Origin of the sequence: Streptomyces sp. KMM 9044 (assembly GCF_024701375.2) — a bacterium.
Classification (GTDB): domain Bacteria; phylum Actinomycetota; class Actinomycetes; order Streptomycetales; family Streptomycetaceae; genus Streptomyces.
In genome coordinates this window covers 4,697,050-4,713,327 of record NZ_CP113910.1, presented here as the reverse complement: position 1 = coordinate 4,713,327, position 16,278 = coordinate 4,697,050, and the positions used below count along the sequence as shown (strand labels likewise).

The following is a 16,278-nucleotide window of genomic DNA, read 5'->3' as shown; positions in this document are numbered from 1 at the left end:
CTCCCTCCCAGCCACGCTCATGCTGCGCCTGCCGTATCCGTACGGCTGCATTGCGTAGCTGTCTGGATGCGAGAATGACACAGAGAACTCTCACTATGTAACTTCTCATGAACCTCTATCGGGTGAATTTCGTGGTGAGCAAGCCGTCGCGCTGCCTAGCCTGTTCAGGCCCCGAGCGGCTGCGCGGGATTACGCACAGAGGAGCCCCATGCCCGTCAGGACCACCACGCGCCGCCGTCAACTAGGCGCGATGTTGCGCAAGTTGCGCGCTCGCAAGGGAATGACCCTTGAGGAAGCCGGACGGCTGGTAGGCGTATCGAAGGCGACGGTCAGCCGGTACGAGACCCAGGCGGGACCGGTGAAGTGGATCGTCGTCGATGCGCTGTGCCGCGAGTACGGAGCGACGTACACCGAGCGGGAGGCCGTCGTCAGGCTGGCCAAGGACGCCAAGCAGCAGGGCTGGTGGAGTTCGTTCGCCGATTCCATCCCGGAAAGCATGAACCTGCTGCTCACACTGGAGGACGAGGCCGTACGTGAGGACCACTTCTCCTGCGTCTACGTCCCCGGCCTCCTTCAGACTCGCGCCTACAGCACCGCCCTGCAGAAGGCCAACGAGATCCCTCTGGAGCCGGCCGAGATCGAGCGGCTGGTGGACATCCGCATGAAGCGGCAGGAGATCCTCACCCGGCCGAAGCCGCCCCGCCTGTGGGCGATCCTCGACGAGTCCGTGATCCGCAGGGTCGTCGGGTCGCCGGAGGCAATGAAGGAACAGTTGGACCGGCTGCTCAAGGCCAATGAGTCCCCACACATCACGCTTCAGATCCTGCCGTTCTCCAAAGGTGCCCATTCGGCGGCGCTGGGCAGCTTCGTGATCCTCGGGGGCACTGAATCGGCTCTCGACGTGGTCTACGTCGACTTCCACACCGGTTCGCTCTTCCTGGAGCAGGACGAGGAACTGGATCGATACAGACTTGCGTTCGAGTACCTCCGCGCACAAGCGTTGGACATGGAGGCTTCCTCCGCCCTGATCCAACGTGCACGCAAGGAGCTATAAATGTCCGTCGCTCATCAGCCCAGCATCGAGCTGAACTGGTTCAAGTCCTCGTACAGCGGCGGCAACGCGACTGAGTGCCTGGAGTGCGCACATGTCACACATAGCGTGCTCATACGCGACTCCAAGGAGAACGCGGAAGGCCGAGCCGTCTCGGTGAGGCATGAGGCATGGCGTCCGTTCGTACGGGCGATTCGAAACAAGCAAGGCTTCGACGTCGCACTCGGTTCGTGATCCTCTGACAAGCCATGGAGCAGCTCAGAGACCGCTGAGTCACTCTCGAGGCGCAGTCCGGTGTGAGGGACATGAACAGTCGTAGCGTTCACGAACTGAGCTCGTCTGGTTCGTGAACGCCACTCCGCCCCGCCCCATCGGCGGACAGGCACAGACACGGGACTCCACCTCCTGGGCCAACACCATCAACCGGACCAGCAAGGTTTCCTGATGACCATGCTCCGAAGCTCTGCTGGTTCAGGTCCTCCCACAGCGGCAGCAGCGGCAGCAGCGGCACGGAGTACGTCGAGTGTGCGCAGGTCCCAGCCTGCGTGCTGGTACGTCACTCGAAGTGCCGAAGCAGGAAGGTACTTGACCGTCACAAGCAGCGCTTGACAGATGTGATCACGGCGTCGGGACGCCTACGGAAACTCCGGTGCGACGGCTCGCACAGCTCTGCGATCATCCCCGAATGGCGCACAACCTCAAGTCGCTGGTCCTCCGGCACACCCACCGCCTTCCCTCTCCCAGGGGAACCGCCGGGGAAGGAGCCGCAGCTGCGCGGCAGTTCGACGCGGCGCTGACGTCCGCAGGCTTCAAGCTCTCGGCGGAGCTGTTGGAGCGGTTGTCGGGGCTGTCCGAGGCCGCGGTCGTGCACACCGCCAAGCGGACGCTGCGCACCGTGGGCGAGATGGCGGGCGACCATGTCCGGCACAACTCGTACTTCATCGGCTTTCCGGCGAACGTGCCGGACACCGAAGAGTTCTGGATGCGGTGTGTGACGAAGGCGCTCGGCGACGGCACGTCGCGCGAGAACGTGCTGACGCAGCTGGCAGACGGGGTGCTGGACCTGCTCAGCCTTCCCGCGTACGGCCGCTACCAGCACACCTACGAGGAGATGCTCGCGACGCAGGACGAGCTGATCGCCTCGGCGGGCGACCGGGTGACCGTCCTGCATCTCGGGCGGGACCTGGACGACGAACTCACAGGCCCGTACCTGGCTTTGGCGGGCAGCACGACGCCACTGGGCGAGGACCACCTGCACGACCTCAGGATCCTCGCCGAACGGGGCGCGCTCGGCCCCCAGCCGGAGTCGGTCCCGGTCCGGGAGAACCGGGCGGTCGTCAACGGGGCCCGTCTCGCTGTCGGCGCGGACCTCCTGCTGGACACCGTCGTCGATGTGCTGCGGCTGGCCTGCGCACTGTCGGGCGGCGACGTGACGCTGCAGGAGCCGACCCGGTTTCGGGCTCTCTCGCGGCCGGCCCGCCGTGCGCTGCTCGCGGGCCTCGACGCCGTGGTCACGGCGAACCCCGCCAAGCTGGCCGATGTGCACGCGCACCGGGAGGCTTTCAAGCGGCTCGGTGAGCGTCTCCACCCGCACGAGTACTCGCGCTGGCCGCACGCCGCCGACGTGTTCGCCGTAGCGCGGGGCGAGAAGGAGGCGCGGTCCTTCGACAGCCGTGTCGAGGAACTGCTCGACGAGTCCGGCGTCCTCGGTGCGCTGCGGCTGCTGCAGTCGGCTCCCGGCAAGCTGTTCCGCGCCCTGGACTTCCTGCTGCGTATCGCCGTCGGCCAGGAGGAGCGGGACGCGGTGGTGGCCGCCGCGGTGCGGGTCTCTCCCGCGGTCTCCGGCCGGGTCGTGCTTTCGGTCCGCGAGCACTTCCGGAACCGGGAGCGGGAGACCGGCGAACCCCGGGTCTTCGTCAACCGCCGGGGCCGCGGCTGGGTGGCCCCCGACGTCCGGCCGCCGGTCCCCGCCGCCGACCCTGACCGTCTGATCGCCGCCCTCGACGCCGAGATGTGCCGCAGGCTCCCGGTGCCGGGCCGGCTGCTGCTCGACCCGGACGTCCTCGACGTGGCGCTCCCCCTCAGCGGCCGGGCTACCGCGGCCGGGCTCGGCGTCCTGCCTCGAGGTTCGCTCTCGGCGGTCGACGGTGAGCAGCTGCGCTTCTTCGTGTACTGGAAGGAGACCGGGCGCCGGACCGACTACGACCTCTCGGCGCTGCTTCTCGACGCCGACTACAGCACCGACTCCTGGCTCTCCTACACGTCCCTCACCGCTGTCGGGGGCGAGCACTCGGGCGATGTCACCGAGGCGCCCGCCGGGGCCTCGGAATTCATCAGCCTGTCCCTGGACCGGGTACGCGGCGCATTCGTCGTTCCCCAGGTGAACATCTACGCCGGCGAGGGCTTCGAGGAGGTGGAGGAGTCGTTCTTCGGTTTCATGGTGCGCGACGGTGAGCAGAAGGGCCGGCCGTTCGAGCCGCGTACGGTGCGTATGAAGTCGGAGCTCCGCGGGGTGGGCCGAGTGGCGCTGCCACTGGTGTTCCGGCGTGAGGACGACGGCCGGTGGCGCGCGAAGTGGCTGCACCTGTATCTGAAGGGCATCTCGTCGGCCAACCGGGTCGAGGAGAACCGGGTGTCGGTGTCCAGGGTGGTGCGCGCCGTCGTGGAACGCGAGTATCTGACGGCGCGGTACCTGATCGGCCTGATGTCCGGCGGCACCACGGCCGTGGAACTGTGGACCGGCGGGCCGGTCCCGGACGAGCCCGTGGTGTACGTCGGTCTCGAACGTCCCGAAGGGCTGCACCCGGACTCCCGGGTCGTCACCCTCGAGAATCTGCGCGACCTGATCCCGGGCTGAGTGCCGGCGTTGCCCACGGCGAGGCCATGAAGGGGCTTCCTTCTCAATTCCTTTCCTGAACAAGTTCCTTCGCTTTCCTCGCCCTCGACGTCGCTCCGGGCGGCGCCCGCGCTCACCGCGCGAGCGCCGCCCGAGCTGTTTCCAGGGACGGTTCCGCGTAGCCGTGGCCGAAGAGCACGGCGCGCGCCAGCAGCGGAAAGAACCGGCGGGTCCGACGCGGTCCGGCGTCGGCGGCGGGCGGACACAGCCCGATGGTGCGACTGCCGAACCTGCTGATCGCCGCCCGCCAGCAGGTCGGGCGATCTCGTGGACGGCTCCCTCGCCGAGACGGGCCGGTCCGGGCCCCTCCCCTCCCTCCCGGCGCACACGACCCCACTTCGACTCTCCCGGGAGAAGCGGACACAACCTGTCCTCCACACCACGAAGACTCTTGCCATCGGCGGTCACAGGGGCCGCTCGTCCGCAAGGAGTCTGCACGTGTTCTTCGTTCTCGCCGACATCAACTGGCCGGCCGTCGCGATCGCGGCCGTGGCGTCGTTCCTGCTCGCCGGCGTGTGGTTCGCGGTCGTGATCGCCAAGCCGTACGCCGTCGCCCTCGGCCGCGAGGGCGCGGCGGCGCCCGCACCGACGGCGGTCACCACGGCGGGTCCACTGGTGTGTCTCCTCGTCACCGTCCTGACCAGCGCCGTACTCGTCGAGGTACTCGGCATCACGGGTATCGGTGACGCCGTGGCATTCGGGCTCCTCGTCGGCGTCGGTTATCTCGGTGCGATGACCTTCCAGATCGCCATCAACCCGAACTTTCCGCGCCCGCTCTACTACGGCGTCCTCAACGCGCCGTTCTTCGTGATCACGAGTGTGCTCAACAGCGTCGTCCTGGTCGCGATGCGCTAGAAGATCGATTCCGGGCCGAGTCCCTGGACCGGGCCGGGTATCAGCCACGACGGGGGGAGGTGTCGCTGCGGATGGTGACGGTGCACGTGCTTCTGGAATACGGCCGCCACAACGGGCACGCGGACTTTCCGCGACGTGTCGTTTCCCGGTGCGGCACCGCGTCGGCCGGGGTGGCCCGGCAGTACCGCGGTGCGCCGGGCAAGCGGGTCGGCTGCCAGGTCGCGGTCGGTGTGCACGCGGCCACCGGCGGCGGAGCACGCCACCCGCCCTCCCGCCGGCTGCCTTCCCTCAGAGTTCCGGCGAAGCCCCGTTGGGCAGTACAGGCGAATCACAGGACACGCCGGTCAAATTACCCTATATATGACTATAAGACATGTGTTATTCAGTCATGCACTCACCTACGCGGCGCACCTTGCTGGGTGCCTCGATCACGGCCATCGGCGCGGGAGCCCTGGCCGCCTGTTCCGGACCCGGCTCGCACTCCGGGCCCGGCCCCCACCCTGCGTCCGGTTCACCCTCCGGAACCGGCGCCCGCCCGGCGGCCGGGAGCCCCGGCCGCCACGTCGGTGGTTTCGTACCCACGGGCCCCAAGGGGTACGTGAACCCGTCCGATCCCGAGGTCGTCGCCGCCGATAGGAAACGCGGGTCCGGCCCCCTGCGCACGGTCGTGCTGACCGCCACCGAGACGTCCCTCGACCTGGGCGGGCGGGCCGTCAGGTCATGGACGTACGGTGACATGCTGCCCGGCAGGGAGATCCGGGTCACCGCGGGTGACATCCTCAAGCTCACGCTCGTCAACCACCTGCCCGTGGCGACGACACTGCACTCGCACGGTATCCGCCTGCGCTGCGACATGGACGGTGTACCGGGCCTGACCCAGCGCTCCGTCAAGCCCGGTGCGGACTTCACCTACCGCTTCGCCGTGGCACATCCGGGCACGCACTGGCTGCACTCGCACTCGGGAATGCAGCTCGACCGCGGCCTGTACGCCCCGCTGATCGTCGAGGACCCCAAGGAACCACTGTGCTACGACAAGGAGTGGGTCGTCGTCCTGGACGACTGGGTGGACGGCGTGGACGGCTCCACTCCGGACGGCGTGCTCGCGCAGCTGCACAACGGCAGGAACATCCCCATGAACATGGGCGAGTTCACCGCACACGACTCGATGCTCGTCCCCGGCAAGCCCGCCGGCCCCTCCCGCGTCCTGCACAAGGGGCACAGCCGTGTGCTGGACAGCGCGGGCGGCCATGTCGATCACCCCTACTATCTGATCAACGGACGTCTCCCGAAAGCCGCCTCGGTTTTCCGGGCCTGCCCCGGGGACCGGATCCGGTTGCGGATCATCAACGCCGGGAGCGACACGGCCTTCCGGGTCGCGCTCGGCGGCCACGAGATGACCGTGACGCACACGGACGGCTACCCGGTCAAGCACAGGCGGACGGACGCACTGCTGCTGGGCATGGCCGAACGCTACGACGTGCTCGTCACCGCCAAGGACGGGGTGTTCCCACTGGTCGCGCTCGCCGAGGGCAAGAACGCGAGGGCGCTGGCAGTCCTGCGCACCGGCAGCGGAGGCTTCCCCGGATGCTCCGCGCATCCGGACGAACTCGACGGCCGGATCGTGCCGGCCTCACGGTTGGTGCCGGACGAATCGGTGGCCCTCTGCGACCGCACCCCGGACCGCGAGATGCACTTCAGACTGACCGGCAGCATGAAGCAGTTCGACTGGGGCTTCGACCGGCAGCCCTACTCCATCGAGCAACGCCATCCTGTCCGGGAGGGCGAACGGGTCCGCCTGACCTTCACCAACGCCACCGACATGTGGCACCCCCTTCATCTGCACGGTCACACCTTCGCCCTCACCGGCGCCAATGCCGCCGGAGCCCGCAAGGACACCGCCCCGGTACTGCCGCACCGCAAACTCGTCGTCGACTTCAACGCCGACAACCCGGGCCTGTGGATGCTCCACTGCCACAACCAGTACCACTCCGAATCCGGCATGATGACCATCCTCGGCTACCAGAAGTGACGACGGCGGCACCGGTTTTCCTGCCGGCCGCGCGTACCCGGGACGGTCGAGGTCCGCCGACGCGATCCCGGGCCCGCCGGGCCGTTCCACTCGGCGGAACGCTTCGACGAGCGGCTTCGGGGCACGGTTCGGTGCGCGGACTCACCGGTGTTCGCCGCCATGGGGCGGGACCCGTGGTGGTCGGCCTGATGGCGGCGGACGAGGCTGACGGGGCGGCGGTGCCTGTTCCAGGAGTCAGGCCGGCGCTTCCGCCAGAAGTCTGGCGGTCTCGGCGACCAGGGGGTTGTCGGGCGAGGCGTCGGGCTCGGGTTTCGTCGTGAGGACCGCCATGACGAGGGGTGAGCCACCCGGGGGCCAGGTGATGCCCACGTCGTGGTTGGTCCCGTACTTCCCGCCCCCCGTCCTGTCCGCGACGGTCCAGTCGGAGGGCAGGCCGGCTCGCAGTTTCGCGTCACCCGTGGTGTTGTCGAGCAGCCAGCCGGTGAGTCGTTCGCGGTCGTCATCCACGAGTGCGGTGCCGAGAACCAGACGCGCGTAGGTCTGTCCGATGGCGCTCGGGCTGGTGGTGTCGGTCGTACGCCACGGTTCGGCGGAGTTCAGATCGGGCTCCCACCGGTCGAGCCGCGTCGTCCTGTCCCCGGTCGAGCGGCAGAACCGGGTGATCGCGGTGGGACCTCCCACTTCCCGGAGCAGGAGGTTTCCCGCGGCGTTGTCGCTGTGGCAGATCGCGGCAGCGCACAGTTGCGCGACCGTCATGCCGGCGGCGAGGTTCTCCGGCTTTCCGGTGACCGGTGCGTAGCCCGAGTCCGTGACGTCCTTCCCGGTGTACCGGATGCGCCTGGCCAGGAACTCCCCGTCGCGGTCGAGATCACGCAGCACCGCCGCGACGGCCAGCGTCTTGAAGACCGAACAGAGCGGGAAGCGCTCGTTCGCGCGGTACCGCACCGTCCGGCCGGTGGCGGCGTTGCGGGCGTAGACGCCCAGGCGGGCGGAATGCCGCTGTTCGAGGTCTCTCAGCCGGCGCACGATCTCTCTGCCGCTGCCGCTGCCGCTGCCGCTGCTGTTGCCGCTGCCTTTGCCGCTGCTGCCGCCGTCGGGGGGCGCGGCGTGGGTGCCCGCACTCGCGGGCAGGGCGGTGACCAGCGCCGCTCCGGCTCCCCACGTGAGCACCCTGCGCCGGGACGAGGGCTTCCCTGCAGTGGTCAAGATCATCCTTTCTCCGGTCACGGTCCCACCGGTCAAGAACGCCCTTCTGGATCACCTGGTTCCACCGGAGGGGACATTCGCCCCGCGAAGGGATCCGGGGCGAGCCGCCGTCGGAAGGGCCCGGCACGGCCCGCGCTCAGCCTTCCGCCGCCGCGTCCACGTACCCCGTCCTCGCGGTTCACGGCGATCGCGTTCGCGTTCGCGTGGGCGGGGTGGTGGAAGGTCCGGACCGTGCTCGCTCCGTGCTCCCTGACGAACGCCATTCCGAAGGTCTTCACGGCGACCGAGATACCGCGGCCCCGGCAGCCGGCCCGTACACCGGTCATCTCGTTGAGGAGGAAGCCCTCCTGGACCGACGTGGCCGTCATGCCGATCCACTCGTCGCCGTCCAGGGCGATCACGATGCCACGGGGGCGTAGCCGGCGGCCTCGAAGCGCCGTTCGGCGGCCTCGGCGAACGAGTGGAACTCCCCGTGCCCGGGATGTCGGCGGAGCACTCCTTATTCAGTGCGTACAGCGTGCGACGGTGTTCCGTTGTGTCGCCCAGTTCGGCGAGGGTGGTCAGGCGGACGCCGTCCTCGCGGCACCGTGTCACGTACGTCTCGAAGCGGGGTGCGCCGAAGGCCGCGACGTCCAGTTCGCGCTTCACCCGTGGGACGGTCACGTCCCCCCGATCGCCTGCGACACCGTGTAGATCACCAGACCGGCCAGGGAGCCGACGACCGTGCCGTTGATGCGGATGAACTGGAGGTCGCGGCCGATGTTGGCCTCGATCTTCTTCGTCGTGTGCTCGGCGTCCCAGCCCGCCACGGTGTCCGTGATCAGGGAGGTGATCTCCCCCCGGTAGGTGGTGACGACGTACACCGCGGCGCTCTCCAGCCAGCCGTCGGCCTTGCCCTGCAGCCTGGAATCGGCCGACATGCGCGCGCCCAGCGACAGCAGCGAGGCGCGTACGCGCAGCCGCAGCTCGCTGCGCTCGTCCTCCGCCGCGGAGACGATCATGGATCGTACGGCGGTCCACGTGGAGGCGATCAGGTCCTGGACCTCGTCGCGGTCGAGGATCTCGCCCTTGAGGCGTTCGACCCGGGCCCGGGTCTCGGTGTCGGACTGGAGGTCGGAGGCGAAGTCGGTGAGGAAGCGGTCGAGGGCGCCGCGCGCGGGGTGGGCGGGCATGTCGCGCATCTCGGTGACGAAACGCAGCAGTTCCTTGTAGACACGGTCGCCGACCTTGCGGTCCACGAATTTCGGGGTCCAGCCGGGGGCGCCGCCCTGCACGGCGTTCATCACGGAGTCACCGTGCAGCACGAGCCAGTCGTGGGCGCGGGCGACGATGACGTCGACGGCCTTCTTGTGGCCGCCGTCGGCGACGACCTTCTCCAGCATCTTGCCTATGCCGGGCGCGATCTCCTGGGCGTCCGCGCGGCGTGTGATCGCCTCGCCGACCACCGCCTGGACGTCGGAGTCGCGCAGGACGGTCAGCGCGCCGCGCAGGGCGGCCGACAGCTCGGCGGTGACCCGGTCGGCGTGCTCGGGCACCGCCAGCCAGGCACCGAGCCGGCTGCCGATGCCGACGGAGCGCAGCCGCTCGCGGACGACGTCCTCGGAGAGGAAGTTCTCGCCGACGAAGTCGCCCAGGGAGACGCCGAGCTGGTCCTTCTTGGTGGGGATGATCGCGGTGTGCGGGATGCGCAGGCCCAGGGGATGGCGGAACAGGGCGGTCACGGCGAACCAGTCGGCGAGCGCGCCGACCATGCCCGCCTCCGCCGCCGCGGCGACGTAGCCCGCCCAGGCGCCGGCGCCCGTGTGGGACGCCCACTCGGCCAGGACGTACACCACGGCGACGAACAGCAGCAGCCCGGTGGCGATGAGTTTCATCCGGCGCACTCCGCGCCGCTTCTGTTCGTCCGCCGGACTGAACGTCGTCATCGCGCGGTGCGGGACGGCACCGGGGCGGGAGCGGGCCTCCGTACGTCCGCCCCCGGCGGGCGGGGTGCCCGCGTCGCCGGTGTCTTCGGCGGGGGCCGTGTCCGTGGTGGCGCGCGGGGTCCCCGGGGCGCCCGTGGTACCCGTGCCGCCCGTGCCGCCCGGGCCGCCCGGGGTGCCCGTGCTGCCCGGGGCGCCCAGGGTGCCCGTGGCACCCGGGCCGCCCGGGTGCCCGGGCCGCCCGTGCCGCCCGGGCCGCCCGTGCCGCCCGGGCCGCCCGTGCCGCCCGGGCCGCCCGTGCCGCCCGGGGTGCCCGTGCCGCCCGGGCCGCCCGGGCCGCCCGGGGTGCCCGTGCTGCCCGTGCTGCCCGGGGTGCCCGTGCTGCCCGGGGTGCCCGGGGTGCCCGGGGTGCCCGGGGTGCCCGGGGTGCCCGGGGTGCCCGGGCCGCCCGGGGTGCCCGGGCCGCCCGGGGTGCCCGTGCTGCCCGGGGCGCCCAGGGTGCCCGGGGTGCCCGGGGTGTCGGTACCGCTCACCTCTCCCCTCCGCCCGGTCCGCTCGATCGGTTCCATCTGTTCCGCCCCGCTCCGCCCGCTCCGCCCGCTCCGCCTGTCCGGTGATCCTTCACACATTGTCCCTTCCCGGTCGACTCCCGGAACGGAACAGGAGTTCCCGGCGTCTGTCCCCTGGGCGGTCCGGCCGTTACCCGAGGGTGCCCCGAGAGCACCCCGACGAACGCTCCGACCAGGGGTTCGGAGGGAGCCCCGCCCGGACTTTGGGGAGAACTCAGGGAAAATCGGGGGAATCCAGCAGAAGGGTGCCCAGGGTGGGCCTCCGGGGAACGCCAGGGAGATTCCAGGGAGACGCCGGGGTACCCCGGCGGAGCCCGGCGGGTTCCTGGTGAGGTCGTGTCGGACCGTCACCCGTCCATGACGCATCATGGGCTCATCCGTAAGGAGCCTCGGGCTCCGATCCTCCGAGGAGAACAGAAACAGCATGACCGGGGGACATGACGGGGGCGCGGGAGCGCCTCCCACGAAGTACCGCGCCCTGCTCGCCGCGGTGATCGCCGCGATCGTGGCGGTGTCCGCCGCCCTATACGTCGGGGCGTCCGGGCTGTCGTCGGGCCTGCACGGCGACGGCACGAGGGACCGTGACACCCTCGCCGGCGGCCACGACGGGCGCCAGAACCCGGCCGCACCGGCCTTTGCCGGCACCTGGGTCTCCTCCTGGGCGGCCTCCCCGGTCGGCGGCGAGCCCGGTACCGAGATGACCGGCCTCGCGGACCACTCGCTGCGCAACGTCGTGCACACCGGCGTCGGCGGCACCGCCGCCAGGATCACCCTGTCCAACCTCTACGGGCAGTCCCCGCTCACCATCAGCCACGCCTCGATCGCCCTCTCCGCGGGCCGGGGCGGCGCGGCGGCACGCGCCGGCACCCTGCGGCAGGTCACCTTCCGCGGCAACGCCGCCGTCGTCATCCCGCCCGGCGGCCAGGTGACGAGCGACGCCGTACGCATCGCCGTCCCACACGACGGGGACGTGCTGGTCACCACGTACTCCCCCACCGGCTCCGGGCCGGTCACCCGCCACACGTACGCGCGCCAGACCTCGTACGCCGCCGTGGGCGAGCACACCCGGGACACGGCCGGCACCGTGTACACGCAGGAGAGCGCCTACTGGCGCTACCTGACCGCGCTGGACGTGCTGAGCAAGGACGCACAGGGCACCGTCGTCGCCCTCGGCGACTCGCTCACCGACGGCAGCACCTCCACCACCGGCGCCAACAACCGCTGGCCGGACATCCTGTCCGACCGGCTGCGCGAAGCAGCCGCGGCCGGCCGGGACGTACCGCGCTACAGCGTCGTCAACGGGGGCATCAGCGGCAACCGGGTGCTCTCCGACGGCCTCGGCCGCCCCGCGGAGAACACCAGCGCCCTGAACCGCTTCGACCGCGACGTCCTCGGCCGTACGAACGTCGAGGTCGTCGTCGTCCTCCTCGGCGTCAACGACATCCTGCGCGACCCACACCTCGCCGACCCGGACGCGATCGTCGGGGGACTCGGCGCACTCGTCGACCGTGCCCACGCCCGCGGGCTGAAGGTCGTCGGCTCGACCCTGATGCCGTTCGGCGGCCACCGCGGCTACACCGACGCGCGCGAGGGCGTACGGCAGGAGATCAACGCGGAGATCCGCGCGGGTCACGTCTTCGACGCCGTCGTCGACTTCGACCGGGCCCTGCGCGACCCGTACGGCCCGCGCCGACTGCGCCCCGTCTACGACTCGGGCGACCATCTGCACCCGAGCGACCGGGGGTACACCCGGATGGCCGAGGTCTTCGACCTGGACCACCTGAAGGGCGGGGCGCCGGCGAAGCTGTAGGGGGCGGCCGGCCGACCCGGGCCACCGTCTCCGGGTCCCCCGGCCCCACCCCGCTCCGGTCGTGTCAGCGGTCCCGGTCGCGCCGGCGCTCGCCCTGCTCCTCGGCGCGGCGGCCGTGCAGGGAGTCGAAGCCGAGGGAGCCGTGGCCCAGGCCGCCGTGGCCGAAGCCGAGGGAGGCCCGGCGGGACGAGGAGGCGCCCGGCTCGCGGCAGTCCGCGTCACCGCCCCGCACCCCGTCGCAACGGTTCGCCCTGCGCTCCAGCTTCTCGCGGCGACGCTCCTCGCGGAGCCGCTGCTTCTGCGCCCGGGGCAGCTTGCGCCTGACGCCGACACCACCCCAGAAGGCCAGACCCGAGACGATCACACGCGGGGCGCCCGGGTCGCTCCGCACGTTCTCCTCGGGGTGGTCGAAACCGCCCATGATGCCGACGCCGCGGACGACGACCTCGACGCCCGGCGGGACGATGATGTCGACCCCGCCCATGATCGCGACCGCGTTGATCACGATCTCGCGGTCGGCGAAGTCCGCCTCGCGCAGATCGATCTCGCCACCGCCCCAGAAGGCGAAGCAGTTGAACCTCCGCGGCGCCGTCCACCGGCCCTTGCGCTGGAACCCCGACATCACGGCGACGGCCCACGTCGACGGCGTGTCACCGCCGACGCCCACCCGGCTCGCCCAGTCCCCGCCCGGCTCGGGGGACTTGGTCAGGTCGACGACGGGGGCAGACACCCCGGGGGCGGGCAGGTCACGGGTGATCGGCTCGAGTTCCCGGTAGGTCCGCGCCCTGTACGTCGCGTCCAGCCGCTCCTCGAACTCCTCCAAGTCCAGACGCCCCTCGGCGACGGCGTCCTGCAGGACGGCGGCGACCCGCTCGCGGTCGGCATCGGAGGCGCGGAGGTCCGGGACTGCGTCGTCGGTCATACACGGCAGCCTACGAGGTCCCCCGGCCGAGGGCTACGAGACCACCCGCCCGGCGCCCTCGTCCCGGGCGTCGGGCGGGGCTCCTCCGGCGGTCCCTTCCACCCGGTCCACCCGGTCCCTCTGGCCCGCCCGCTCCGCGTACATCTTCGCGATCACGGCCTCGATGTCCGGCTCCCGCACCGAAAGGTCCACCAGCGGGTACTCCGCCGCGATCCGCGCCACCAGCGGAGCCGCCGACTGCGCCGCCGGGAACGCCAGCCACTGCCTCGGCCCCTCCACCCGCACCACCCGCGCGAGGGCCGGCACGTCGATCGGCGGCACCTCCCGTTCCAGGTCCACCACCAGCGTCCGTTCGCTCTCCCCCACCCGGTGCAGGCCGGCGAGCGCACCGTCGTACATCAGGCGGCCGTGGTCGATGACCATCACCCGCGAGCACAACTGCTCGATGTCCTGCAGGTCGTGCGTGGTCAGCAGTACCGTCGTGGCCCGCTCGGCGTTCAGCTCCCGCAGGAAGTCCCGCACCCTGCTCTTGGAGATGACGTCCAGACCGATCGTCGGCTCGTCCAGGTACAGCACCTCCGGATCGTGCAGCAGCGCCGCCGCGATGTCGCCACGCATCCGCTGCCCCAGGGAGAGCTGCCGTACCGGGGTGTCCAACAGGTCGCCCAGGTCGAGGAGTTCGACGAGCCGGTCCAGGTTCGCGCGATAACGGACGTCGGGAATACGGTACATGCGGTGCATCAGCCGGTACGAGTCGAGCAGCGGCAGGTCCCACCACAGCGTCGTCCGCTGCCCGAACACCACCCCTATGCGGTGCGCCAGCCGCATCCGCTCCCGGGTGGGGTCGATGCCGGCCACCCGCAGCCGGCCGCCGCTCGGGGTGAGGATCCCGGTCAGCATCTTGATCGTGGTCGACTTGCCCGCGCCGTTGGGCCCGATGTAGCCGACCATCTCGCCGCGGGCCACGGAGAACGAGAGCGAGTCCACGGCCCGCACCCGCCGCCGCTCCCGCTTCATGAACCCGGTCTTCTTCCGCACGTCGAAGACCTTCTCGACCCGGTCGAGAAGGATGAACTCCCGGTCCTCGCGGCTCCCGTCGTCGCCTTCGCCCTCGTCGTACGCACTGTCGTTGCCCACGGCCCACTAACTCCCTGTACTCCGATACGAACGCAGCCCCGCCCGCCACGCCCACCCGGCCAGCGCGCAGCACACCGCCGCCACGGCCGGCGCCAGGAACGCCGCCCACTCGGGCAGGTCCAGCGGATACGGCCGTCCCCACACGTACGATGCGGGAACCCAGTTGACGAAGGCGAGCGGCAGTACGAACGTCACCCCGCACACCAGCTCCTGCGCGAACAGCACCGGCGGATACTGCAGCATCGTCTGCCCGCCGTAGGTGAACGCGTTCTGCACCTCGGACGCGTCCTGCGCCACGAACTGGACGGCCGCGCCCCCCACGAACACCGCGCAGAAGATCGCCGCGCCGCTGACCACCGTCACCGGCACCAGCAGCAGCTTCAGGACCGTCCAGTCGACGTCGAGCGCGGCGACGGCCCAGCCGAGGACCACCAGCCCCTGCACCATGCGCCCCACGCGGCGCAGGGCGAAGCGGTCCGCGGCGACCTGTGCGAGCACCGGCACCGGCCGCACCAGCAACGTGTCGAGCGTGCCGTCCCGCACCCGGCGCCCCAGCCGGTCCATCGAGCCCAGCGCCAGGTCCGCGATGCCGAACGACACCATGGACAGGCCGTACAGGAAGGCCACCTCGGCCAGGGCATGGCCGGCCAGCACGTCGAGGTGCGAGAACATCAGCGCGATACCGACGAAGTCAAGGCCGGTCACCACGACACCGCCGATGGTCGTCAGTACGAACGACGTCCGGTACACCAGGGTCGAACGAATCCACATCCCCGCGATCAGTCCGTACGCGCGCACCCCCCGCACCGCCCCGGACCACCTGCCGGGCCGCCCGGGACCGGACGCGGACCCGGAAACGGGACTGGAACCGGAAACGGAATCAAATCCTCTGTCCCGCCCGCCGCCCTCAGCCACCCTGGACCACCACCCGCCGCGTCGCCGCCGTCTGCAGCAGCCGTCCCACGGCCAGCAGCGCCACCGCCCACGCGCCCTGGAGCGCGAAGACCCGCAGCACGCTCGTCTCCCCCATCAGGACGTCGGCCGGGCCCTGGAGCAGCGCCGCCCAGGGCAGCATCCGCACGACCTCGCCGAACATGCCCGGGAAGACGTTCAGCGGCAGCACCATGCCCGAGCAGAGCATCCCCACGATCATCAGCATCTGCATCGTCCCCGTGCCGTCCAGCAGCCAGAACGCGCTCAGCGCCACCAGGTAGCGGATCGCGAAACTGACCACCATCGCCAGCACCACCGCCGTCAGGAAGGCGGCCCAGGTCAGCGGATCGTCCGGCAGCGCCACGGGGAAGACCGTCACCCCGAACAGGAAGGGGGCCACGCCCCGCCCCAGGAGCTGGAACACCGAGCGGCCCAGGTCCTGCGCCAGCCACCACCCCTGCAGGTCGGCGGGCCGGTACAGGTCGATCGCGACGGCACCCGTACGGATCCGCTCCATCAGCTCGATCTCGAAGCCGCCGCCCTGAATGGCCAGCGTCGCGTAGAGTGCCTGTCCCAGCCACACGTACGTGACCGCCTGCGCCTGCCCGTACCCCCCGAGGTCCGGCCGCTCGTTCCACAGCGCCAGGTACGTGTACACGAGGATCAGACCGAAGACGGTGTTGGTGAACACCCCGGCCGCCGTCGCCACCCGGTAGGTCGCGTACCGCCGGAAGCCGCCCACCGCGACCGCCGCGTACAACCGGGCCGAGCCTGACCCCACAACCGCCTCCGGTCCTCGCCCCGCCCGGCACACTCGCCCGGCGTACTCGTCCGGCGTCCCCGAAGACGCCCAAGCGCACGAACCTAGTACCGACGGCCGACTCGCTGCCAGGCATTTTCCGGCGCTCCGGGGCCATACGTGTGAGATGCCGTACGGCGGACCGACAC

General features: G+C 70.7%; 13 protein-coding genes and 3 pseudogenes. 9 read left to right on the top strand and 7 right to left on the bottom strand.

Features of this window, described 5'->3' with window-relative positions; translation table 11 throughout:
- Nucleotides 1–208: 208 nt before the first annotated feature.
- From HUV60_RS21210 to HUV60_RS21175, 8 genes and pseudogenes are all read left to right on the top strand, one after another.
- Nucleotides 209–1,054 (top strand): helix-turn-helix domain-containing protein, encoded by an 846-nt coding sequence (locus HUV60_RS21210; RefSeq protein WP_257848829.1) that lies wholly within the window; start codon nt 209–211, stop codon nt 1,052–1,054.
- Entirely contained in the window at nt 1,055–1,285 is a 231-nt protein-coding gene (locus tag HUV60_RS21205; RefSeq protein ID WP_257848828.1) for a DUF397 domain-containing protein, read from the top strand.
- 242 nt (nt 1,286–1,527) lie between these two features.
- A pseudogene (locus HUV60_RS21200) lies at nt 1,528–1,848 on the top strand (hypothetical protein); the annotation flags it as partial.
- Nucleotides 1,737–3,908 carry a TerD family protein gene (locus tag HUV60_RS21195; protein ID WP_257848827.1) on the top strand — a complete coding sequence of 724 codons (2,172 nt, stop codon included), beginning with the start codon at nt 1,737–1,739 and terminating at the stop codon, nt 3,906–3,908. The pseudogene HUV60_RS21200 and the gene HUV60_RS21195, both read left to right, overlap by 112 nt.
- Before the next feature lie 477 nt (nt 3,909–4,385).
- Nucleotides 4,386–4,802, top strand: coding sequence for a DUF1761 domain-containing protein (locus tag HUV60_RS21190; protein ID WP_257848826.1), 417 nt, complete (start codon nt 4,386–4,388; stop codon nt 4,800–4,802).
- Nucleotides 4,803–4,816: 14 nt separating this feature from the next.
- Nucleotides 4,817–4,969 (top strand): annotated as a pseudogene (locus HUV60_RS21185) (mycothiol transferase); the annotation flags it as partial.
- A 3-nt stretch (nt 4,970–4,972) separates the two neighbouring features.
- Nucleotides 4,973–5,026: pseudogene (locus HUV60_RS33995) on the top strand (hypothetical protein); the annotation flags it as partial.
- 164 nt (nt 5,027–5,190) lie between these two features.
- A complete protein-coding gene (locus HUV60_RS21175) occupies nt 5,191–6,831 on the top strand; it encodes a multicopper oxidase domain-containing protein (protein ID WP_257848825.1) in 1,641 nt (546 codons plus the stop codon).
- Between the two features lie 234 nt (nt 6,832–7,065).
- Here the strand turns inward: HUV60_RS21175 and bla are convergent, their stop codons facing one another.
- The 3 genes from bla to HUV60_RS21160 form a co-directional block, all read right to left on the bottom strand.
- A complete protein-coding gene (gene bla / locus HUV60_RS21170; RefSeq protein ID WP_257848824.1) occupies nt 7,066–8,043 on the bottom strand; it encodes a class A beta-lactamase in 978 nt (325 codons plus the stop codon).
- A gap of 26 nt (nt 8,044–8,069) precedes the next feature.
- Nucleotides 8,070–8,438 (bottom strand): hypothetical protein, encoded by a 369-nt coding sequence (locus HUV60_RS21165; RefSeq protein ID WP_257848823.1) that lies wholly within the window; start codon nt 8,436–8,438, stop codon nt 8,070–8,072.
- Nucleotides 8,439–8,696: 258 nt separating this feature from the next.
- Nucleotides 8,697–10,160: a DUF445 domain-containing protein gene (locus HUV60_RS21160; RefSeq protein WP_269441282.1), complete on the bottom strand. Its 1,464-nt coding sequence runs from the start codon at nt 10,158–10,160 to the stop codon at nt 8,697–8,699.
- A 792-nt stretch (nt 10,161–10,952) separates the two neighbouring features.
- Here HUV60_RS21160 and HUV60_RS21155 point away from each other — a divergent pair.
- On the top strand, nt 10,953–12,338 hold the full coding sequence (locus HUV60_RS21155; RefSeq protein ID WP_257848821.1) for an SGNH/GDSL hydrolase family protein: 1,386 nt from the start codon (nt 10,953–10,955) through the stop codon (nt 12,336–12,338).
- A gap of 64 nt (nt 12,339–12,402) precedes the next feature.
- Here HUV60_RS21155 and HUV60_RS21150 read toward each other — a convergent pair whose 3' ends face one another.
- The 4 genes from HUV60_RS21150 to HUV60_RS21135 form a co-directional block, all read right to left on the bottom strand.
- Nucleotides 12,403–13,260, bottom strand: coding sequence for a DUF1707 SHOCT-like domain-containing protein (locus tag HUV60_RS21150; protein WP_257848820.1), 858 nt, complete (start codon nt 13,258–13,260; stop codon nt 12,403–12,405).
- Nucleotides 13,261–13,293: 33 nt separating this feature from the next.
- Entirely contained in the window at nt 13,294–14,331 is a 1,038-nt protein-coding gene (locus HUV60_RS21145; RefSeq protein WP_257850188.1) for an ABC transporter ATP-binding protein, read from the bottom strand.
- A 72-nt stretch (nt 14,332–14,403) separates the two neighbouring features.
- A complete protein-coding gene (locus HUV60_RS21140) occupies nt 14,404–15,168 on the bottom strand; it encodes an ABC transporter permease (RefSeq protein ID WP_257848819.1) in 765 nt (254 codons plus the stop codon).
- 136 nt (nt 15,169–15,304) lie between these two features.
- Nucleotides 15,305–16,111, bottom strand: a complete 807-nt coding sequence (locus tag HUV60_RS21135; RefSeq protein ID WP_257848818.1) for an ABC transporter permease — start codon at nt 16,109–16,111, stop codon at nt 15,305–15,307.
- Nucleotides 16,112–16,278: the final 167 nt, after the last annotated feature.